The sequence below is a fragment of the Frankia sp. CeRuru1 genome, assembly GCF_977966315.1.
In genome coordinates this window covers 1-17,932 of the sequence record NZ_CDWWEW010000060.1, presented here as the reverse complement: position 1 = coordinate 17,932, position 17,932 = coordinate 1, and the positions used below count along the sequence as shown (strand labels likewise).

Below are 17,932 nucleotides of genomic sequence, written 5' to 3'. Positions count from 1 at the left end.
CTCCGTAACCCCCCGCCGCGTGCCTGCCGCCGGACGGTGTCCGGCGGCCCGTCGGCATGCCCGCACATCGCTGCCCACCTTCGCCGCTCGATGGAAGGAGCCCGAATGTCGAAGGAATCCCTGGCCTGGCTGAACGGCAACACGCTGATCGGTTTCACCGACAAGCGTGGCCACGCCTGGCACTACCGCGCCGACCAGCAGCAGGGCGAGGCCAACCACTACCCGGGGCCGATCCCGGTCGACGATGTGGAGCGCCGGCTGTTCGGCTGGCAGGCCCTCGAACTGCCGATCTACGTCGAGTCGCCCGTCACCGGCGGGCTGGACGTCGTGCCGGACCGCAAGGCCATCGTGCGGTCGGACACCGGCAGCGTGATGGGGCTGTTCAGCGACGGCTACCAGCCGCACCCCTACCAGGAATGGTTGGTTGACAACGTCGGGCAGCTTCTCGACGACGATCTCGCGATCGGTTCGGCCGGGCTGCTGCGCGGCGGGGCGGTCGCCTGGGTGAGTGTCGAGGTGCCCGACACGATCACCACTCCGGAAGGGGTCGCGTTCCGTCCGAACCTGCTGGCGACCACGAGCTTCGACGGGTCGCTGTCCACGACCTACAAGCGGATCGTGACCAACGTCGTGTGCGACAACACGATGGCGGCCGGTCTGCGGGAGCAGGGCCAGCAGACCAAGGTCAAGCACTCCGCCAAGTCGCACCTACGGCTCGGGGAGGCCCGCCAGGCGCTCGCGATCGTGCACACGATCGCCGAGGACTTCGCCGCCGAGGTCGCCGAACTGTGCGCGATGGAGGTGTCCGACCGGCAGTGGGCGGCGTTCCTCGACGCCCATGCGCCCATGCCGGACGAGAAGGGGCGGGCGCGGACCAGCGCCGAGAAGCACCGCGACACCCTGACCCGGCTGTGGAACCACGACGAGCGGGTCTCCCCGTGGCGCAACACCGGCTGGGGCGTGGTGCAGGCCGTCAACACCTACACCCACCACGAGCAGACCGTCCGCGGCGCGTCCCGCGCCGAGCGCAACATGCTGCGCGCCGTGACCGGAGGGGCGGACACCCTCGACGGCTCCACCCTCGCCACGCTGCGCACCCTGCCGCCGGCCTGACCCGAAACCCCAGCACCTAGCCCCGCCCCGACGGGCCACCCGCCGGGGCGGGGCGGTGCGCTGACCGGAAAGGACCGGGTATCGCGATGTTCGCCGGACTGATCGTCGACGGCACGACCGTGAACAGCCTGGACGAAGACAGCACCATCGAACTGATCTTCGACGCCGACACCGAGTTCCGCTGTTCCGCCTGCGGGGCGGACCTTGTCGAGACGCCGTACGGCTTCGACGACGACAACGGCGAGCCCGACTGCCCCGCCTACCAGCCGGACGAGCCCGACGCGGACGGCACCGGACCGCACACGGCCGCGCGGGTGGCGCTGTCGTGGTGCAACAGCGCCGGCATCCGCACCGACGAGACCGACGACGCGATCACCCTGAGCCTGTCCACCGGCGACCCACGCGGCGCGTTCACGATCACCATCCGACGGGTCCCCGACGACGCCGACAGTCCGCTCGCGGGACGGCTACTCCTGCACCTGCCCTACCCGGAGCAGCCGATGCCGCACGACCAGCTACACCCGCGGCACCCCGGCACGTTCGTCATCGGCCGGCCCGCCCCTGCCGCGCGAGCCCAACTGGCCGCCGCCTGAGACCGCCTCCCGACAGCGGGCACCCGCGCGCCCGGCTGCCCACCCGTGGCGGCGGGAGACCCCGGACACCCCGCCGGCCCGTCGCGCGCCGGCGGTTCGCCTACCCCTCCACGATCAGGAAGGCACCCGCATGCCCACGACACCGACGCTCGCGGACGCCACCGACTTCATCCTGTCGCACGCGACCGAGCAGGACCTGACCCGCATCACTGAGACGGTCAAGCAGCGGCGGGCCGCGCTCGCCGCGATCAGGACCGCGTCCCTGACTACGGGCACGCCCGTGCGGATCGCCAACATCTCGCCCCGTTACCTCAACGGGCTGACCGGCACCCTCGGCGCGATCGACGGCAAGCACGCCACGGTCATCCTCGACGCCGAGTCCACGGACCGGCTGCGCTTCACCCCCAGCAACAAGCGCTTCCCCATCCCGTTCGACACGGCCAGCTACGACCTGCCCGGCGTGCCGCTGAGCTGCTGCCTGCCCACCTGACAGCCCGCACCACACCGGGCCGGGCACGGGCGGCGCTCCCGTGCCCGGCCCGGAAGCGGTCCCGTGGCCGTACCGGCCCCTTTCGGTCCTGGGAGGAACACGACCATGACTGCGCCCCGCACCATGCGCGTCACCATCAGCGGCGTCTACTCGGAGTACGAGGTACCGGCCAACGACGACCGGTGGAACGGCTTCGCCGTGCCCGGCTTCACCCTTGACCAGGTCCGCCAGTTGGCGGCCGAGACCGCCGCGCTGGCCGCGACCGTGGACGCCGACGAGATCGACACGATCACCATCGGCGACGACGGCATCGTCTCGGTCCACAGCGGCCATTGGAACTGCACAACCATCGTCGTCCCCGACCCGGACGGCCTCTACTACATCGGCGGCTACGAGTGGGCCTGGGAGATCGTCGGCAACTGAGCGAAGTTGCGCTATCCGCATCACGATCACGTCGCCCGCGAAGGCGGATCATGCCCGTCACGCCGCCATCTGTGGCACGCCGTGCCCCAGCGAGGAAAGAGAAATGATCATGGGGTTTGACCCGTATGACCCGCTGCACCGGGCGGCCCTGCACGAGGCGTCGGTGGACACGTGGGCTCGGTGCGGCGACGAGTTCTGGATCAAGACGTCGGAGGGCTGGAAGCTGCCCGGGTGGCGTGGCCGCGCGATCAGCACGGACGAGTTGCCCGCAGGCACCACCATCACCACCAAGATCACCATTCCGATGGTGTGGCTGACCGACGACCAGCTACGGCGGTTTGGCGCCACCGACGAGCAGATCGCGAGGCTCCGGAGGAATCGGGACCGGCGCTGATCGCTCCCAACCCGACCGGGGGTGATCAGACCCCTCCAGACCGGCGCGGCGGGAGTCTCGCCGCACGGGCCGCCCTCACCGACCGATCGGCTACCGACGCGCGGTCCCGGGCGCGTCCCGCCGGCCCTCGCCTCCTGTCGCGATCCCCGTTTCCGCAAGCCATGGAGGTGACGCATGCCATCCGACACCCAGTACCTGGTACACGTACGGCTGACCCGCCGCGACCACCGCGGCGATGTCCTCGAACTGACCAGCACCGACACCGTGACGTTCGCGGTCACCGCGTGGAAGCAGCAACATCCCGACCTCGCCGTCGGCGCACCGACGGTCATCACCGAGGGCCTCGACGCCTACGCCGAGATCACCGTCGCGACCGCCGAGGCCGCCGGGCAGCTGGCTGGCTTCGTCACCTGGATGATCGAGGCACCGGCGCACGTCCACGACCACGACGACACCACGAGCCTGCCCGCCGCGCTCAGCGCCGACCAGCTCGCCGCCCTGGTCCCGGGCAGCCCGGTCGAGTTCCTGCTGGAAGGGACCTGGTATCCGGGCGAGGTCCGCGCCGCCGACCTCGCCGACGCCCACGGCGACCAGATACTGATCGTCACCTACGCCGGTGAACAGCAGGCCAACCCGAAGTTCCTCAAAGGCAGTATCGACCCGGGCGACGGCTTCCCCGTGTACGCGGGGGAGATCCGCCCGCTCGGCGCGGCCGGTCAGACCGTCGCCCCGCCCCGGCCGACCGTCCACGTGGTGCGTGACGCGCTCGTCCGCGTGTACGGCGCCGCGCCCGACACCAACGACGCCAGCGACATGTATGTGATCGACATCGACGGCGTGAAGATCCTGTTCCGGCTGGTCGCGGCCGATGACGACACCGACGGCGACCCGGAGGAGGCGGAACCGACCGTCTACGTCCACCTCGAAAACGCCGGCCGGCCGAAAGGCACCCACCTTGTGGTGGACGTCAACGGCAACACCAGCGACTACCGCTTCTGATCGTCGTTCGAGGCGTTGCCCCTGCCCGCGATGACAACCCGCGCCGGCCCGCTACAGGCGACCCCCACGTCCGCGACTCCCGCATACCCGCACGCCCCGAGGGAGGTAGATCCCGTGCTGTTCGACCTGTCCGTGCTCCCGACCGTAGAGGACGACGACCTCAGCGCAGCCCTGTCCGCGATCAACGCCGAGGTGCGGCGGCGGATCACCGCTGACGGCGGGTTCGCGTCGAAGGTCCACGAGCTGTACCCGACGGCCGTCGCTGTGCTGTGTGACGTGGTCTGGGACGACTACCCGACCGCGTCCGCGGAAGGCGTGCTCCTCGCCGACGACACCGTGATCTCGATGGACCCGCGGACCGCCCCGGACCTGTGGGGCGAGATCTGCGACGAGGTCGCGGACCTCGCCGCTGTCGACGGCGCGATCGGCGAGGACGTCACCCACGGCCACCTGATCCGCCTCGACCCCCCACCCGTTCCGATCGGCGACGACCCGTCCCGGGCCTGATCCGATGGGCCGCACAGCAGGCCGCCGGACGTCTCGGACGGCGGCCGACCTCGACGCGCTCCGTCGGCGACCGGTCAACCCGGGCGGCCCGCCGACCGACGACGACCGTCTCGACGCCCGCGCGCTGCTCGCCGCGCTGACCGGCGGTGACGGCGGCCGGCATGCGGCGCTGTGCGCCGCCCACCTCGGCGACCACACCGCGCCCAGCTACGACCCCGACCGGGTCGTACGCATCCTGACCGCGCTACGCGACCAGCTCCCCGGCGAGATCGAGACCTGGACTTACCACCGGATCTCCCGTGCCCGCGCCGAGGAGATCCGGCGGCACCACCTCGAACGCGGCGACTGCTCCGGCTGCGTCGACCCCTGCGCGTCTTGTGTCACCTGGGCCGACGCGCTCGGCCTGGAACGGGTCGCCGACGCCGGCCGGCAGGTCTGGCGGCCCCGTCCCCGCCCGGAGGCACAGCCGCGCCCGGCGGCCCGACGCCGCCGCGCGGGCCGGGTGTTCGGCGGCACTCACGATGCCCAGGTCGCGGGCACGAATCGGGCGTTGAGCGTGGCGACGGTCGGGGGCTGTTTTCCTCGTTCGTCGGCGGCGGCACCTCGCCGACGAAACGTCTGGGTGCTGCGGGAGCTGCGTTTCGCTGGGAACGACGGTGCGAGGGCATCGGCGCGGTGCCGGGCTCGGGATCGAGCGTGGGCGGCTTGCCGGCGCGGGTGATCGAGGGCCAGAGTGCAACACCGGCCGCCCCTTTCGGACGGTGGCGGCCAGGCTGGAGCCTGACGGGATGGACGATGATCGAGGTCTTCGACACGGTGGCGGCCCGCCAGGCGCTGGCGCGACGGAGGCTGCGCTGCCCGGACTGCGGCGCGTCGCTGGCGCCGTGGGGCCGGGCCAGGACCCGCACGGTCCGCGACCGCGAGGGCGCTCAGGTCACGTCCCGTCCGGACCGGGCGCGCTGCACCGGCTGCCGCGCCACGCACGTCGTGCTCGACGCCGGCCAGCTGGCGCACCACGGCTACAGCGTCGGTGTCGTCGGCCAGGCGCTGCTCGCCGCGGCCGGCGGACTGGGCCACCGGCCCATCGCCGCGCGGCTCGCCCTGCCCGAGGGCACCGTGCGTGGCTGGCTGCGCCGCGCCCGACGCTCGGCTCGGCGACTGCGCGAGATCGGCGTACACACGACCGTCCTGCTCGACCCGGACGTGCTGCCGGTCCGTGGGCGCGCCGCACCGCTCACGCTCGCCCTGGACGCGCTCGGCGCCGCGGCGCTGGCCTTCGGCCGCCGCTTCGGCCGCGAGGACACCGACCCGTGGGCGCGGATCAACGTCCTGACCCGAGGTCGCCTGCTCACACCGCTGCCGACCGGCTGAGCCGCCAGCGCCGTTCCCGGTCCCCACCTGCCCGAAAACAGGCCCGGCCACCTGCGTGGCGCCGATCGCCGCGTCGCGGGGGATCTCGCGTCCACGATCGCGACACCTTGCCGACGTAGCCCGACAGCGTGCCGACGTAGGTGTCCGATTCGCCGGGCTACTCATCGGCATCGTGAGCGCCGCCTTCATCGGCATTTCGAACGCCGGGCAACAGGGCCGGGTCGCGGAACCCTCATCCGAACGGAGCGACGGTGATGGCTCCTGAGTTTCCCCTGCCCTTGACCTTTGTCGGCTGCCCGGTGGTAGCCGGTATCTACGTGCCCCGCGCGGGCAACTACGTGCCGCTGTGGGCTGTTGTCGCGGCAAGCGCCGAGCCCGGCGAGTTCCACGTCGGTCTTGTCCGCGACGACCAGAACAGTATCCAAAGCTGGTACGACATTCACGGCCTGACCGAAGCGCTCGACTGGATGCGCGTCAAGGCCGATTTCTGGGCGAACGCCCGCGACTAGCCGAACCGTCGTCCGGCGCTCTACCTCTGGGTCTTCGTCCGTCATGGAAAGGAGCGGCAGTGAACCCTGCCTCCGAGTTCCCCGAGCTGATGAACGCGCTGCCGATCGACCGGCGCCGCAACGTCCCTATTCCGGCTGTCACTGCGCGCCACCCGGACGGGGAGCCGGATTTTTCGACCGTCGATGGTCGGGAGGCGTTCCGTCTTGCCTCCGAGGGGCGGTGCGGTATCTGCGCCCGGCCGTTCGACGGGGAGGTCGCTTTTCTCGGCGGCCCGGGAGCCCTCGCCGCCAGGGCCTACCACGACCCGCCGATACACGAGTCCTGTGCCGAGGCATCCACCCGGCTCTGTCCTCACATAGCCCGCCGCGACATGCGCCGACTGACAGATCGGCGTTCCACCGGCGAGCTTCCTGCCGGCAGTTCCCCGGACAAGCCGGACCGGTGGGTGATGTGGATCTGCCAGGGATTCGGCGGGGCTGTCGTGAACGCCATGCCGGTGTTTCTTCCCGCACCTTACACACAGCTGCGGACCTTTACCTACACCGCCGACGGCCAGATCCGCGAAACGTTCGACACGACACCCGGCGGCACCGGCTGACCCGGGAGCCCTGCCTACCCGTTCCTGGAAAGGGGAGATCACGATGAGGATCTGGCGCAGCCGCAACAGCCACCGGCTTCCCCGGGAGCGAGTCCTGCGGATACGCCGGTGCGCCCCGCCGGACACGCGGTCGCTGCGTGAGCGGGCGCGTGACGTGTTCCTCGACGCCCGTGACGCGTTGCGGATGGTCCTGGAAGACGACATCGAGGCCGAGACGCGGGCCGAGTGCCCGGCGGCCAGTTGGCTTGAGGTCGAGGTCTATACCGATGAACTCGGGGAAGACCGCGCCCGGCTGATCGCGGTCCTCACCGACGACGGCACGGCTAGCGACGACCTCGACGCGGTCGCCGAGTCGATCTCTGAGCTGCTCGACGAGTGGGCGACCACCGCCAACGTCGACAGCACCGAGATCGTGTTCCGCCAGCTACCCGAGCACCACTGATCTCTGTTCCGCCGCGCGCCATCGCACCGCTCTCGCACGTCCGAGCTGACGTGCACCAGCCGGCCCGCCCACCGCCGATGCGCGCCGGCCGATGACCGGCCGATCCCCTATCCCACGCGGAAGATCATCATGACTGTCACCGCACCGCCCGCCGCCATCGCGGGGGCGACCGCCGTCGTCCCCTACCGGGACCTGCTCGCCGCGCTGACCACGGTCGGCACTGTCCTTGACCGCAAGAGCCGGCCGCCGTGGAACGCCGCTCTGATCACCGCCGATCTCGACGGGAGGCTGACCGTCACCGGCGCCAGCCCCGCCGCGACGGTCTCCGTGCGCCTGCCCGGCGCGGCACGGTCCGCCGGCCGGTTCCTGGTCGATGGCTGGGCGCTGACGCAGATGTGCAAGGCGTTGGTCCGGGGCGAGCATCGCCGTGACACCGACGAGCTGCCTGTCCTGCTCGACGGGTCCTTCCCACCCGCCCCGACCGTCACGATCGGCGACTACACCGTTCCGCTGACCGGCCTACCCGTGGACGAGCATCCCGGCGCCTGCCAGCCCGCGCCGACGATCGCCACCGTCGACCGGGCCGCGCTGCGCGCCGCGGTGGACCGTGTCCTGCCCGCGGTCGGCCGGGACGACACCCTGCGGGTCCTCACCGGGCTGTACGTGTCGTTCGCGCCCGGACTGGCGACCGTGGCCGGGACCGACCGGTACCGCCTGGCCGTCGATGCCCTGCCCGCGACCGTCACCGGGCCGGCCGGGCAGGAACTGCTACTTCCCGCGAAGATCCTCGCCGCGTGCGCCGAGACGTGGACCGGGCCGTCGGTGACGATCGGGCGCCGTCGTGCCGAGTCCGTGCACGACGTCGACCGGGTCACGTTCACCTGCGGGCAGACCACTGTGAGCCTGGTCGAGACCGGCGGCGCCTACCCGCCGTGGCGCAGACTGCTGGGCTCGCTCGACACCCAGCACACCGCCACCTTCGACCGGGCGACGGTGACGGCCCACGTGGCACGGGTCCAGGCGATCCTCACCGCCCACCCGACCACCCGCCGCCCCATCATGACCATGACGCTGACGCTCACCCCGGACGGGCTCCGGGTCGCGCCGCTGCTGCCCGAGCACGGCGCCCGGGTCCACGCCCCAACCCTGCCCGCGACGACCTCGCTCACCGACGGGACCGTCCGCTGGGTATTCAACGCCGCCTACCTGCGCGCCGCCCTCACCGCGCTCCCGGGCGACACCGTCCTGTTCAGCGGACAGGCAGACGTCGCCAAACCCGTACTGCTCACCTGTCCCGAACACCAGACGGCGAGCGCCCCGCCGTACCGGCACCTGCTCATGCCCATCCGCATCGACTGACCCGAGCCTTTCTTACGGATCTCGATGCGTGCCGCCGCACACCTTCTGCATCTGGAAGGGAGAACCGATGGAAAGTTCGTCGGTGAACTACGGAACGATCGACATGTACGACGCGCTGCCGCCGCATCCTGCCGCGAGCTGGGAACCGGGAAACGTCGGCAGCTTTCCCCTCCGCATCACCGCGCTGCTCGACGAAACCGGCGGAATCCTCGTCCACATTGACACCGCCGTCACCCTGAACCTCGCCGAGGAGAAACCACCGCTCACGGTGCTGGTCGACGGCGGGGAGGTTTATAGCGCCCCCACCGCGACCGGCGGCGACTGCGCCGATCCCGACCACGGACATCCCGTCCCCTGGCGCACCCGCGAGCGCTGAGCCGAAATCCCCTCCTATCCGGCGCATTCCCCGGCTCACCTGGAAAGGAACGTGACTCCTGATGGTCTACCTGCGTCGCCGTCGCCGCTGGCGGGCTCGCTTCTGGGCGTTCGTGCTGCTGGCAGTGTGGCTCCTGGGGGTCGCCGCCGCGCACGAGGCCACCATGCTCGTCGCGTACACGGCGGTCGCCCTCGTCGCGATCGGCGTCGATCTGACCGCGGGCCGGCGCCGCCGCAGGCGAGCCCGGCGGACACGGCCGGCACGCGCCCGTGCCCACCCGCGTGGGACAGCCACCTGACCGCTTCAGCGGAAGGGCAGACGAGCAGTCCCCGAGTAGTACCGGGTAGCTCCACCCGGCCGTCTGGTCGGGGAGGTCACAGCGCGGCGGCCCGCGCCGGGGCAGTCAGCCAGATACCGACGTTGCCAGAAACGGAGCACGGCTGTGTCCGACCGTCGGATCGACATCAATGTCAACATCACCGTGACCGTCTCGGTCGCCGAGCCGGACGACGCGGAGAGCTACTTGTTCGACGACCTGGGTGACGAGGCGAAGGAACGTGCAATCCGGGAAATCACGGAGCGGCTGCTCGGACCGTGGTGGGACCAGCATGACAACGATCGGCTACAGGAAACGATCGTCTACACGCTCGCCCAGGAACTCAAAACGCCCGGCTGGGACGTCTACGGCTGCGGGGACTTCCCTGGTATCAGTGGTGTGGAGTTCACATCCTGGTCCATCGGAAGCTACGACGACCAGGTCACCCTCAACGGTCGGCTCACTCGTGAGAACGCGCCAGCTCTCCCATGGGCAGACCACATCTGCGCCGTCCAACTGGGCGAGCGTGACCTCGGCCAGATCTACGTGTGGGAGTCCGAGGACCACGACACCGGCGTCGGCGGTGACGCCATAGAAGCGATCGAAACGGCGGTACGCGACGCGATCGCCGCCGCATTGAAAGCGGGCCAGGAAGAATACGACTACATAGGCAGCAGCGAAGCCGTGACCGAACTGCTCGCGGCCAGCGACTACGAGTTCTACGAGGATGGCAGCTTCTGGGGATGACCCATGCTCGACGTCGGAAACGCGGGCGTGCCACTGGGCGGAAGGTGCCCCGATGTGGCATTCAGCCGACCAGACCCGTCAGGAAGGGGGCAACGTCATGGACCCGGAGCGGCACCTACGCGAGACACTCGTTCCGCACCCGGAGGCGGTCAGGGCCGCGACAGCCCAGGCGAACAAGCCGCTCTACAGCGTGGCCCTGGCCCACAACAAGTACCCCTCCTTCTGGACCACCGACGTCCGGGTCGAGGCTTTCCCACGCCTGTTCGACGATCGCAGTCTCGCGTTGGACGTCATCGAGCGAGCGGCGGACATCGCCCGGGAGCTGAACCCCCCGGTTCCCGTACAGATCGCCTTGTTCGTCCACCATGAAGACGGCAGCGGGTGGGCGGCGTTCGTGGACTAGCCGGTCGGGGTAACCGTCCGCGTGGTCTGGGGCCGGTCGACTCCGGTCAGAAACGCTGGCGCCGCGCGGAGCGCGAACACCAGCCACCCGGCTGAGAAAAGCGGAGTACAGCCATGCCCAAAAACCAGCTCGACCAGCTCGTGGCGGACTACACCGAACTGGTCACCACCGCTCTGGCGGCTCTCGACTGGGCCGAGGAGGAGATCACACAGGCGATCGCCCGCCACCCGAGTAAGCGGGACCAGTTCTTCCACAGCTATCCGGTCCTGGCCCCCAGCACGATCCTCTTTCCCGTCGAGTTCGTCTACCGGGGGCACTTCTGGGAGATCCTCGAACGGGTCGCCACGGGGCAGGACACCCGTCCCGGCACGGCGGCCGAAGCGTGCTGCCTGCTGGCCGAGGTCAGCAAGGCCACACCGTTCCCGCCGTACGGCCACGGGCTCTACTTCCGGCTGTGGGCGAAGGCGTTCCCTGGCCACCGGAAGCTCGTGCCGGACTCCCAGCTCAACCACTACGAGGCGCTGTTCGGCCCGAAGATCGACAAGCTGGAAGGCGATATCCGCAAGGACCTGACCGTGAAGGATCGCCAGATCGGCCCCATCACCTGCGACGGCGTGCACAACGGTGTCGTCGTGGACTGCATCTACGCCCGTACCGAGTAGCTGATGGGCCGACGGAACGGAGTGCAGCCATGCCCGAGACCGGCAGAACCCTTTTGATGCTAGCCGAGAGCATCGCCGGCGAGCTGGGTGACGACTGGAAGACCGAGGCCGGCCACTGGTCACAGGACGCCTTCCTGGTCAGGACGTCGAACCCGGCCTGCAAAATACACGTCACCATGGGCCGGGCCTATAGCAAACGAGACAAGATCGAGATCTCGGGTGTCTATCCGACCCGGGCAAGCGAGTACCGAACCGGTCGCGCGCCCAGGGACAGAACCTACGCCGCAGCGGACAAGTCGGCGCCGGCCATCGCACGGCAGATCGAACGATATGTACTGCCGGGCTATGAGACCGAGCTGGCGCGGGTGTGTGAGATTCTGAACGACCGGCGCAGAGCGCAGCAGCGCGCGGAAGAGATCGCCCGCGCGGTCATGGGCGCGTTCGGTCTTCCGTGGGAAGGACTCGATCCGACAGCCGACGAGTATCAGCGAGACCGCTGGAAGCCGGTCGCCAGCTTCTGGCGCCACCCCCAAAATATGATCTGGAAATTCAGCGCCGAGCCTGCGCACTCGGGCGAGGTCGATTTCAAGTTCTCCGTACACCCCGGGCACGCCGTGAAAATCGCGGAGTTCCTTGCCTCTCTCCCGCCGCTTGAGTAGTGCCCCGTCGCTCGGCCCGACGGGTCGTGCAGGACAGCGTGGTGGGGCGCAGAGACAGCGCATGCAGCTAGTCGCCCGCTCTCCGGTGCGTGCTGGACGGCGCGCAGCATCCCGCATGGACAGGCCGCGTCGGTGAAGACGGAAACCGGCTGGCCGAGGACCGTTCCGCAGAGGAGGCGCCCGTGGCGCCGCCCTCACCGGATACCCGCGCCGCTCATCGCCTTGCCAGCCGTTCCGCTTTTGTTTCCTGGAAAGAGAGGGCCCTGATGGGTATTCACTATGCGACCTTCGGGCGTTGCCCGAGTGATCCGTCGACGGTGCTGTGGCGGGTCCACGACGAGATGCGCCCCGCGGTCACGGTGCTCGCGGGCCGGATGGAGAACGTCTCCGGCCTGAAGGCACCACACATGATCGAAGATGATTTGCGACGGCTCCTTCTGGCCCATCACCCGACCGTTTGGGAAGAGATCGGTGAATATTGGCGCGCGGCCCGCCCGCCTGCCACGCCCTCCTGTGGCCGGCTGTACTGCCCGACGGCGGCGAGGCGACACAGCCATCGCGCCTACAAGCCCGGGGATGTGGTCGCCCTGACTGCGGGAGACCCCCAACACGAACCTGAGACGTGGCCTTTCCCGGTCTGGGCGGTCCTCGGCGTGCGCACCGAGGACGAGGTTTACCGCGACGGAATCTGCGTCGACATCGGGGCCGGCCGTCATCGCCGTTTCGTCGGCCCCGACGAGATCCGGAGGCTTCGCCTCGACGAGATGGTCATCGGCCCGTCGACCTGGTGACCACAGCCCGCGGGCCGCTGCGGGCTGCCACCGTCCACGGCGTACCCATCAGGCTGCTCATCATCGGCCCTCCCGCCATCCATCAGGCGAACCGGGACAGTGAACGGCTCCCTGTTCCTCGGAGGCGGGCCGCATGTCGTTCTCGGTGTCAGTGACTCCCTCACCGAGCCGAGCGCGCCGCATCCGACCTGCCGCACCTGACGGCCCGCCCCACACGACCGGCCTACGACGGCCGGTGCAACGCCTCTCGGCCCGCCGCGCACCTCGCTCGGCGGGCCGACCCGCGTTGCAGCCCTGGTCCCCGATGGCCCGCGCGACCGCCCGCGCCCCGGCCCCCACGCTCGCGCACGTCCGCCTGTCTGCCGCGCTGCGCCCTCCTTACTTAGGAGCGCCCCACCATGCCGTCTACTCCGCATCTGATCGGCTTCGCCGAACTTCTCGGCCGGCTTCGCCACGTCCTGACCGTCAACGGCGAGGACACCGTCACCCTCCGGTTCTCCGGTCTGACCTACCGTCCGTACTTCGACCGGGACGGCTGGCCGCGCCGGCTACTCGCCCACGTCCTGTTCGGACTGGACGGCCACCTCGACCCGGCCAGCCTGCTCAACCTCGAACCCGCCGCCGACATCCTCGGGGCACTCGGCTACCCGCTGACCGCGAAGGCCACCGCCCTCGCCAGCGAAGCTGAGCAGCTCAGCGTGCAGGGCTGGACCTGGGGCCACGCCGTCCACACGGCGATCCTGCGTACCGACGTGGGCGACGAGCCGGAAGACACCCGCATCGGGGACGCCGCCGTGATGGCCGTGCTCTCCCACGTCGCCGCCCACCACGCCACCGAGATGACCAGCCCGAACCGGGCGATCCCGCTGTTCCACCGCGGCTACCCGACCGGGCTGCTCGGCCACCTGGCCGCCGAGCTACGCCTCGACGCCGTCCACGCCTCCGCCCTCGGCGACAGCAGCGCCCTAGCCCTGTTCGGACACCTCGGCTGGACGCTGTCCCCCCGCGCCAGCGCGGTCCTCGCCACCGCCGAGCTGGCCGATGCCACCGGAGCTACCTGGACCGACGTCGTCATCCAGGCCAGGGCCACCCGGCGAGACCACCTGCGCCGCGACCCCTGGGACCGCTGAACCGCGCCCAGCGCCCGGACGACCTCCGTCGCAGGCCCGCCGAGCTTGGCCGGCGGGCATCGCCGCAGCCGCCGGCATTTCTCGCCGGTAGGAGAACTGTTTCTTCTCCTGCCGGTCCGAACCCGCTCCTTCCGTAAACGACCTTCGCGAGAAAAGAGAGGACTGGCATGCGTGAATACATCGCGTGCGACGGCGGGGATGACGATTGGCTGTGCCGATGCGGGAACACCCCGGCGTCCAGCGGGTTCGTCCCGGTCCGCCGGCGCCGGGAAGTCGCCCCGGGCGCGGCCCGGTGGCGTGGGCGCTATTGCTGTGTGGACTGCGGCTTGTTGATCCACTGGCCCAGCCGGGAGATCGTCGGACGCATCAACCCCGCGGACCTCGTCCTGAACGACGCCACGGCCCCCGCCGACCGGCGACGCCGGCCGCCGTTTCTGCGACGCAGCAGAGGCTTCCGCCGGGCGCGAGGCGCGCGGCGGCCTCGCCAGCGGTAGCTCCGCCTCGACCTACCCTCCACAGAGACGCGTCCCGGCGGCGAGCCGAGACCGACCGGTGAGCACCTCGTCGTTGCATCGGCCGGCCGGGGCGGTCACCGCGACCCCGCGGCAGCAGGGTGGCGGGACGCGGAGGCACGTGCTGCATGGTGCCCACGTCGTGAGGCGATCAGACTGGTGGGGACGGCGGTCCCGTACGTCCTGCGTGGGCGTCCCGGACCGGCCCGCCGCTGCGACCCCGCGCCCCGTAGAGGACACCGCTGATGAACTTCGAGTCCCATGTTCTTGTCGACATGACCGTCAAGCAGGTCCAGGACGCCCTGGCGAAAGGAGACCAGCCCGCGATCGCGGTCCTGGAAGGAGAGCCCTCGCGCACGCTGAGTAACTCGGCCTACCTGCGTGACCCCGCCCGCGCGGAGGCGTTCGAGCGGCAGGTCGCCGAGGAAGCGAAGCGTATCGATCTTGAACGCGTCATCCTGGCCGTCCCGCAGATCAGCAGGTCCGTTGTGATCGACGGTGACGATGAGGTCCGGCTGCGTTCCCCCGATACCGGCGGGCCGGTGCTGGAGGACGACGGCGAGATGCACGTCATCCTGTGGGTGCTCTGGGATGAGGAGGAGGGCCACGAGTCCGGGATGGTTCCCTACCGGCGCAAGCGGGACGGCACACCGGTCTTCGATGCGTTCGACGGCTCGGACTACATCTTCTCGATCCCCCTGAGCCCCGGAGGCGGGCCCGGCCTCGTCCTGCTGCGGGAACTGCTCGACGAGAACCTGCAACGGCGACGCACCCGCCCCTAACCTGCCCGCCAGGCACGTGGCCGGGTCAGCGCGGGCTGACGTGGTTCAACCAGCGCACCAGCGGGGCGGCGCCGTCCCGGGCCAGGTCGATCACGGTCGCGGTGTCCCGTAGCGCGCGGGCGACGAGCACCCCGGCGACCGCGACCGGGCCGGGATGCCGGCTCGCGAGGTACGCGAAGTCGCCGTCGCCCGTCACCAGCAGCAACGGCTCCTCGTCGCTGCGGTAGGCACCCGCGAGCGCAAGGTCCGCGCGCTGCCAGCCCTCGGCAGCCACCAGCCGGCACTGCGCCGGCCAGCGCACCGCCGCCAACCGCCCGGCCGCACCCGCTGCGGTCACCGCGCACCCGTAGCCGCCGACGATCCGCATCGTCACCGTCATCCACCGCGCCGCGAGATTGTCCGCGTCCGCCAGGACCTGCACCACAACCCCAGGACCATAGCCAGCGGCCGGCGACACGGGACGTGCACGGCCGCATACGGTGGACAAGCCCACGCGCCGGCTACACCCTCAACCGCCGTTCCACCGCCGAGGAATCCGGAACGGAATTTCCCGGACCCTGCTGGAGGCCGCGATGAACGACGCCACCTGGAGCCTGGTGACCGACGTCGTGGACCGTGTCCAGCAGTCCATCCGGATGACCGACTATCCGGCGATCGTCATCCTCGACGGGGACCGCCGCCAGATCCTTTCCGACTACGACTACGTCCAGGGCGAGCACGCCCGGACCGACTTCGAGACCCGCGCCGCCGAGCTCGCCCGCACCCTGCACGCCCGCCGGTTCACGTTCGCCGTCCCGCAGATCATCGAGATGCTCCCTGGCGGTCTTCAGGTCTACGCGTTCTCCGTCCGGCCCTTGCGTGACGGCGAACAGGAAAGCGTGGTCTGGACCGCCTACGACGCCGGCGACGGCGTCGACTACGGCTGGGCCCCCTACACCCGCCGGCCAGGCGGGCAGCCCGTCTTCGACAAGCCCACCACGTTCCACCTGCCGGCACTGCCGACCGACAGCTTTCCCGGCGTGCGCCTGCTCCGCCTCCTCACCGACGAGTAGGCCAGCGCCCGCCTGGCCTTGTCCCGGGCGCGCTCACCGGACGGTTCCCGGCCCGCCAACCTCGGCAAGCTCGCCCATCCGCGCGTTCGCGGAGAAGCCGGCGCGTTCCGGGACGAACCGAGCCAAGGAAGCGGCCGTGCCCGACAGCCAGCCGGTCGCGCGGGGAGCGGACGCCCCGGGGACCCGTACCAGCAGGTGCCAGGACTACTCCTCCAGCTCGCTGACGGCGCGCCCGCGGGAGTGGCGTAAACGGCGAGGCCAGCTTCCTCGTCACCGTCATCTGCCGCTGCCCCCCGAGCTGGCCCCACCTTCCTAGCCGACAGGCCGCCGACCGCACGCAGGTAGGCGCCGACCTCGGCGACACCGCGTCCCGGTCCCCGTTGCGCCGGGCGCTGCTGGGTCGCGCTCGCAAGTCAGCGCATCGCGGGGGGCCAGCGTCCGCCGCCTGCGCCGACTCTCGGAGATCTTCCATGCCCACATCCGACCACTTTCCGCCACCAGATGGGTACACGACGCTTCGAGCCTCTCCACGTTCCCGGCTGGTCCACCGCACACTCCCCGATACAGGGATAACCCTCTGCGGTCGCACGTTCAGTGAGCGGACACTGTCGCCGGACCAGCCTGACCCTGCCGCACCCGTGTGCGAGCGCTGTGCCCGCACAGCAGCCCTGCACCCGCTCGACCGGGTCCCGCCCGGCTACGGCCTCACCGCCGTGTCGACAGGTCCCGGCCTGGTCACCGCCACCGACCCCGCCGGGCGCACGATCGGCGCCGCGGGCACTGTCGCACAGGCCCGCTTCCACGCCTGGTGCCACGCCCACACCACCGCGCTCGCGACCGCGCGCCTGCGCCGAGACAGCCGGCGTCGGGGCCCGGCCGACAGCGAGGCGTGGCGGGTTCTCCTCGCCACCCCGACCGGCCGCTGGCGGCCCGCCGGCACGATCCGCACCCAGGACGACGGCTTCCTCGCCGACCCCGACGACACCAAGGACCACGCCCCCCGGCGGTTCCGTACCCGCCATCAGGCGCGCCGCTGGATCATCGAACACCGCGTCGTGCACGGCTGGCCCCACGCAGGATGGCTCGTCCTCGACGGCGTCCGCCTCCTGCGCCGCACCGGCAGCCGCCACGCCGCTACCCGCTGGTTGCGCGGCTACCACGCGACGTTCACTGGACTGCGCGCCACCGCCATCCGGCCGATCGGCCTCGATGCCTACCAGCACCACTATCCGGACGGCAGCGTCTTCGCCGTCGCCCGCGCCGCCCACCATGGCATCGACCCGGCCGCCGCACCCCGATACCCCTACGACGATCTCCCCTTCGACGAGAGCCCGTCCAGTCGGCGAGCACCCTGGGCAGCTCGGACACCGTAGGCACCCGTACCAGCCGCGAAGTGGCCAGCTCGCCGTAGGACAGCATCCGCGCCGACCCCGCTCGCGCGGCTACCTCGAATCCATCACCGGCGCCCTCCGCGAGGACCGCCCGCTGGGAAGCCGGGATTCTGCGCCGCCGCACCGATCCAGCCTCGCGCGCAGCAGGCAGCCGGCCCCGCGCGGTCGCCGCCGCACGGCCCGACCGGCGGACTGATCACAGGCCCCGTGCGGTGCTCGGCCGCGCGCGGCCTGCCCCGAACCTGCCGCCGGTCCTGGCCGCGGCCCGAGCGCCGCAATCCGGCCTTGGCACAAGAACTCGGGGTCCCACCC

At 70.7% G+C, this 17,932-nt stretch carries 27 protein-coding genes; 26 read left to right on the top strand and 1 reads right to left on the bottom strand.

The genetic code is table 11. From position 1 onward, the window contains the following. Nucleotides 1-105: 105 nt before the first annotated feature. The 23 genes from AC08OP_RS07000 (at nucleotide 106) to AC08OP_RS06890 (ending at nucleotide 15,177) form a co-directional block, all read left to right on the top strand. Entirely contained in the window at nucleotides 106-1,113 is a 1,008-nt protein-coding gene (locus AC08OP_RS07000) for a DUF932 domain-containing protein (RefSeq protein ID WP_476613441.1), read from the top strand. An 86-nt stretch (nucleotides 1,114-1,199) separates the two neighbouring features. Continuing rightward, nucleotides 1,200-1,706 carry a hypothetical protein gene (locus tag AC08OP_RS06995; protein WP_476613440.1) on the top strand — a complete coding sequence of 169 codons (507 nt, stop codon included), beginning with the start codon at nucleotides 1,200-1,202 and terminating at the stop codon, nucleotides 1,704-1,706. A 130-nt stretch (nucleotides 1,707-1,836) separates the two neighbouring features. Beyond that, nucleotides 1,837-2,196, top strand: a complete 360-nt coding sequence (locus tag AC08OP_RS06990) for a hypothetical protein (protein ID WP_476613439.1) — start codon at nucleotides 1,837-1,839, stop codon at nucleotides 2,194-2,196. Between the two features lie 105 nt (nucleotides 2,197-2,301). Beyond that, complete coding sequence (locus AC08OP_RS06985; RefSeq protein ID WP_476613438.1) at nucleotides 2,302-2,619, top strand: hypothetical protein; 318 nt, start codon at nucleotides 2,302-2,304, stop codon at nucleotides 2,617-2,619. Nucleotides 2,620-2,728: 109 nt separating this feature from the next. Continuing rightward, nucleotides 2,729-3,013, top strand: coding sequence for a hypothetical protein (locus tag AC08OP_RS06980; protein ID WP_476613437.1), 285 nt, complete (start codon nucleotides 2,729-2,731; stop codon nucleotides 3,011-3,013). Nucleotides 3,014-3,187: 174 nt separating this feature from the next. Next, a complete protein-coding gene (locus AC08OP_RS06975; RefSeq protein WP_476613436.1) occupies nucleotides 3,188-4,012 on the top strand; it encodes a hypothetical protein in 825 nt (274 codons plus the stop codon). Between the two features lie 114 nt (nucleotides 4,013-4,126). Further along, on the top strand, nucleotides 4,127-4,519 hold the full coding sequence (locus tag AC08OP_RS06970) for a hypothetical protein (protein WP_476613435.1): 393 nt from the start codon (nucleotides 4,127-4,129) through the stop codon (nucleotides 4,517-4,519). 4 nt (nucleotides 4,520-4,523) lie between these two features. Then, nucleotides 4,524-5,240, top strand: a complete 717-nt coding sequence (locus tag AC08OP_RS06965; RefSeq protein WP_476613434.1) for a hypothetical protein — start codon at nucleotides 4,524-4,526, stop codon at nucleotides 5,238-5,240. A 74-nt stretch (nucleotides 5,241-5,314) separates the two neighbouring features. Further along, nucleotides 5,315-5,890, top strand: coding sequence for a hypothetical protein (locus AC08OP_RS06960; RefSeq protein ID WP_476613433.1), 576 nt, complete (start codon nucleotides 5,315-5,317; stop codon nucleotides 5,888-5,890). 254 nt (nucleotides 5,891-6,144) lie between these two features. Beyond that, entirely contained in the window at nucleotides 6,145-6,399 is a 255-nt protein-coding gene (locus tag AC08OP_RS06955) for a hypothetical protein (RefSeq protein ID WP_476613442.1), read from the top strand. A 59-nt stretch (nucleotides 6,400-6,458) separates the two neighbouring features. Next, nucleotides 6,459-6,998, top strand: coding sequence for a hypothetical protein (locus AC08OP_RS06950; RefSeq protein WP_476613432.1), 540 nt, complete (start codon nucleotides 6,459-6,461; stop codon nucleotides 6,996-6,998). 43 nt (nucleotides 6,999-7,041) lie between these two features. Continuing rightward, nucleotides 7,042-7,440 carry a hypothetical protein gene (locus tag AC08OP_RS06945; RefSeq protein WP_476613431.1) on the top strand — a complete coding sequence of 133 codons (399 nt, stop codon included), beginning with the start codon at nucleotides 7,042-7,044 and terminating at the stop codon, nucleotides 7,438-7,440. A 129-nt stretch (nucleotides 7,441-7,569) separates the two neighbouring features. Further along, a complete protein-coding gene (locus AC08OP_RS06940; protein ID WP_476613430.1) occupies nucleotides 7,570-8,799 on the top strand; it encodes a DNA polymerase III subunit beta family protein in 1,230 nt (409 codons plus the stop codon). Between the two features lie 67 nt (nucleotides 8,800-8,866). Further along, nucleotides 8,867-9,175, top strand: coding sequence for a hypothetical protein (locus tag AC08OP_RS06935; protein ID WP_476613429.1), 309 nt, complete (start codon nucleotides 8,867-8,869; stop codon nucleotides 9,173-9,175). Between the two features lie 61 nt (nucleotides 9,176-9,236). After that, entirely contained in the window at nucleotides 9,237-9,473 is a 237-nt protein-coding gene (locus AC08OP_RS06930) for a hypothetical protein (RefSeq protein ID WP_476613428.1), read from the top strand. A gap of 144 nt (nucleotides 9,474-9,617) precedes the next feature. Then, nucleotides 9,618-10,238 (top strand): hypothetical protein, encoded by a 621-nt coding sequence (locus tag AC08OP_RS06925; protein ID WP_476613427.1) that lies wholly within the window; start codon nucleotides 9,618-9,620, stop codon nucleotides 10,236-10,238. Between the two features lie 52 nt (nucleotides 10,239-10,290). Then, nucleotides 10,291-10,641 (top strand): hypothetical protein, encoded by a 351-nt coding sequence (locus AC08OP_RS06920; protein ID WP_476613426.1) that lies wholly within the window; start codon nucleotides 10,291-10,293, stop codon nucleotides 10,639-10,641. 113 nt (nucleotides 10,642-10,754) lie between these two features. Continuing rightward, nucleotides 10,755-11,303: a hypothetical protein gene (locus AC08OP_RS06915; RefSeq protein ID WP_476613425.1), complete on the top strand. Its 549-nt coding sequence runs from the start codon at nucleotides 10,755-10,757 to the stop codon at nucleotides 11,301-11,303. Between the two features lie 29 nt (nucleotides 11,304-11,332). Further along, nucleotides 11,333-11,962 (top strand): hypothetical protein, encoded by a 630-nt coding sequence (locus tag AC08OP_RS06910; RefSeq protein WP_476613424.1) that lies wholly within the window; start codon nucleotides 11,333-11,335, stop codon nucleotides 11,960-11,962. 89 nt (nucleotides 11,963-12,051) lie between these two features. Further along, nucleotides 12,052-12,753, top strand: a complete 702-nt coding sequence (locus AC08OP_RS06905) for a hypothetical protein (protein ID WP_476613423.1) — start codon at nucleotides 12,052-12,054, stop codon at nucleotides 12,751-12,753. 398 nt (nucleotides 12,754-13,151) lie between these two features. Further along, nucleotides 13,152-13,883 (top strand): hypothetical protein, encoded by a 732-nt coding sequence (locus AC08OP_RS06900; RefSeq protein ID WP_476613422.1) that lies wholly within the window; start codon nucleotides 13,152-13,154, stop codon nucleotides 13,881-13,883. Nucleotides 13,884-14,050: 167 nt separating this feature from the next. Beyond that, nucleotides 14,051-14,377 (top strand): hypothetical protein, encoded by a 327-nt coding sequence (locus tag AC08OP_RS06895; protein WP_476613421.1) that lies wholly within the window; start codon nucleotides 14,051-14,053, stop codon nucleotides 14,375-14,377. A 263-nt stretch (nucleotides 14,378-14,640) separates the two neighbouring features. After that, on the top strand, nucleotides 14,641-15,177 hold the full coding sequence (locus AC08OP_RS06890; protein ID WP_476613420.1) for a hypothetical protein: 537 nt from the start codon (nucleotides 14,641-14,643) through the stop codon (nucleotides 15,175-15,177). Between the two features lie 25 nt (nucleotides 15,178-15,202). Here AC08OP_RS06890 and AC08OP_RS06885 read toward each other — a convergent pair whose 3' ends face one another. Then, entirely contained in the window at nucleotides 15,203-15,598 is a 396-nt protein-coding gene (locus AC08OP_RS06885; RefSeq protein WP_157902568.1) for a hypothetical protein, read from the bottom strand. 151 nt (nucleotides 15,599-15,749) lie between these two features. Here AC08OP_RS06885 and AC08OP_RS06880 point away from each other — a divergent pair, with 151 nt between their 5' ends. The 3 genes from AC08OP_RS06880 to AC08OP_RS06870 all read left to right on the top strand — a co-directional run bounded on the left by AC08OP_RS06880 (nucleotide 15,750) and on the right by AC08OP_RS06870 (nucleotide 17,602). Next, nucleotides 15,750-16,229, top strand: a complete 480-nt coding sequence (locus AC08OP_RS06880) for a hypothetical protein (RefSeq protein WP_476613419.1) — start codon at nucleotides 15,750-15,752, stop codon at nucleotides 16,227-16,229. A gap of 136 nt (nucleotides 16,230-16,365) precedes the next feature. After that, the gene (locus AC08OP_RS06875) at nucleotides 16,366-16,545 is read left to right on the top strand and encodes a hypothetical protein (RefSeq protein ID WP_476613418.1); all 180 of its coding nucleotides are present in this window, start codon (nucleotides 16,366-16,368) and stop codon (nucleotides 16,543-16,545) included. A 322-nt stretch (nucleotides 16,546-16,867) separates the two neighbouring features. Then, entirely contained in the window at nucleotides 16,868-17,602 is a 735-nt protein-coding gene (locus AC08OP_RS06870) for a hypothetical protein (RefSeq protein ID WP_476613417.1), read from the top strand. Nucleotides 17,603-17,932: the final 330 nt, after the last annotated feature.

Coding starts and splice junctions, on each gene's coding strand:
- AC08OP_RS06975 (WP_476613436.1), top strand. CDS start 3,188: ATGCCATCCGACACCCAGTACCTGGTACACGTACGGCTGACCCGCCGC.
- AC08OP_RS06960 (WP_476613433.1), top strand. CDS start 5,315: ATGATCGAGGTCTTCGACACGGTGGCGGCCCGCCAGGCGCTGGCGCGA.
- AC08OP_RS06920 (WP_476613426.1), top strand. CDS start 10,291: ATGTGGCATTCAGCCGACCAGACCCGTCAGGAAGGGGGCAACGTCATG.
- AC08OP_RS06940 (WP_476613430.1), top strand. CDS start 7,570: ATGACTGTCACCGCACCGCCCGCCGCCATCGCGGGGGCGACCGCCGTC.
- AC08OP_RS06980 (WP_476613437.1), top strand. CDS start 2,729: ATGGGGTTTGACCCGTATGACCCGCTGCACCGGGCGGCCCTGCACGAG.
- AC08OP_RS06930 (WP_476613428.1), top strand. CDS start 9,237: ATGGTCTACCTGCGTCGCCGTCGCCGCTGGCGGGCTCGCTTCTGGGCG.
- AC08OP_RS06965 (WP_476613434.1), top strand. CDS start 4,524: ATGGGCCGCACAGCAGGCCGCCGGACGTCTCGGACGGCGGCCGACCTC.
- AC08OP_RS06995 (WP_476613440.1), top strand. CDS start 1,200: ATGTTCGCCGGACTGATCGTCGACGGCACGACCGTGAACAGCCTGGAC.
- AC08OP_RS06955 (WP_476613442.1), top strand. CDS start 6,145: ATGGCTCCTGAGTTTCCCCTGCCCTTGACCTTTGTCGGCTGCCCGGTG.
- AC08OP_RS06915 (WP_476613425.1), top strand. CDS start 10,755: ATGCCCAAAAACCAGCTCGACCAGCTCGTGGCGGACTACACCGAACTG.
- AC08OP_RS06935 (WP_476613429.1), top strand. CDS start 8,867: ATGGAAAGTTCGTCGGTGAACTACGGAACGATCGACATGTACGACGCG.
- AC08OP_RS06895 (WP_476613421.1), top strand. CDS start 14,051: ATGCGTGAATACATCGCGTGCGACGGCGGGGATGACGATTGGCTGTGC.
- AC08OP_RS07000 (WP_476613441.1), top strand. CDS start 106: ATGTCGAAGGAATCCCTGGCCTGGCTGAACGGCAACACGCTGATCGGT.
- AC08OP_RS06880 (WP_476613419.1), top strand. CDS start 15,750: ATGAACGACGCCACCTGGAGCCTGGTGACCGACGTCGTGGACCGTGTC.
- AC08OP_RS06945 (WP_476613431.1), top strand. CDS start 7,042: ATGAGGATCTGGCGCAGCCGCAACAGCCACCGGCTTCCCCGGGAGCGA.
- AC08OP_RS06985 (WP_476613438.1), top strand. CDS start 2,302: ATGACTGCGCCCCGCACCATGCGCGTCACCATCAGCGGCGTCTACTCG.
- AC08OP_RS06890 (WP_476613420.1), top strand. CDS start 14,641: ATGAACTTCGAGTCCCATGTTCTTGTCGACATGACCGTCAAGCAGGTC.
- AC08OP_RS06900 (WP_476613422.1), top strand. CDS start 13,152: ATGCCGTCTACTCCGCATCTGATCGGCTTCGCCGAACTTCTCGGCCGG.
- AC08OP_RS06990 (WP_476613439.1), top strand. CDS start 1,837: ATGCCCACGACACCGACGCTCGCGGACGCCACCGACTTCATCCTGTCG.
- AC08OP_RS06910 (WP_476613424.1), top strand. CDS start 11,333: ATGCCCGAGACCGGCAGAACCCTTTTGATGCTAGCCGAGAGCATCGCC.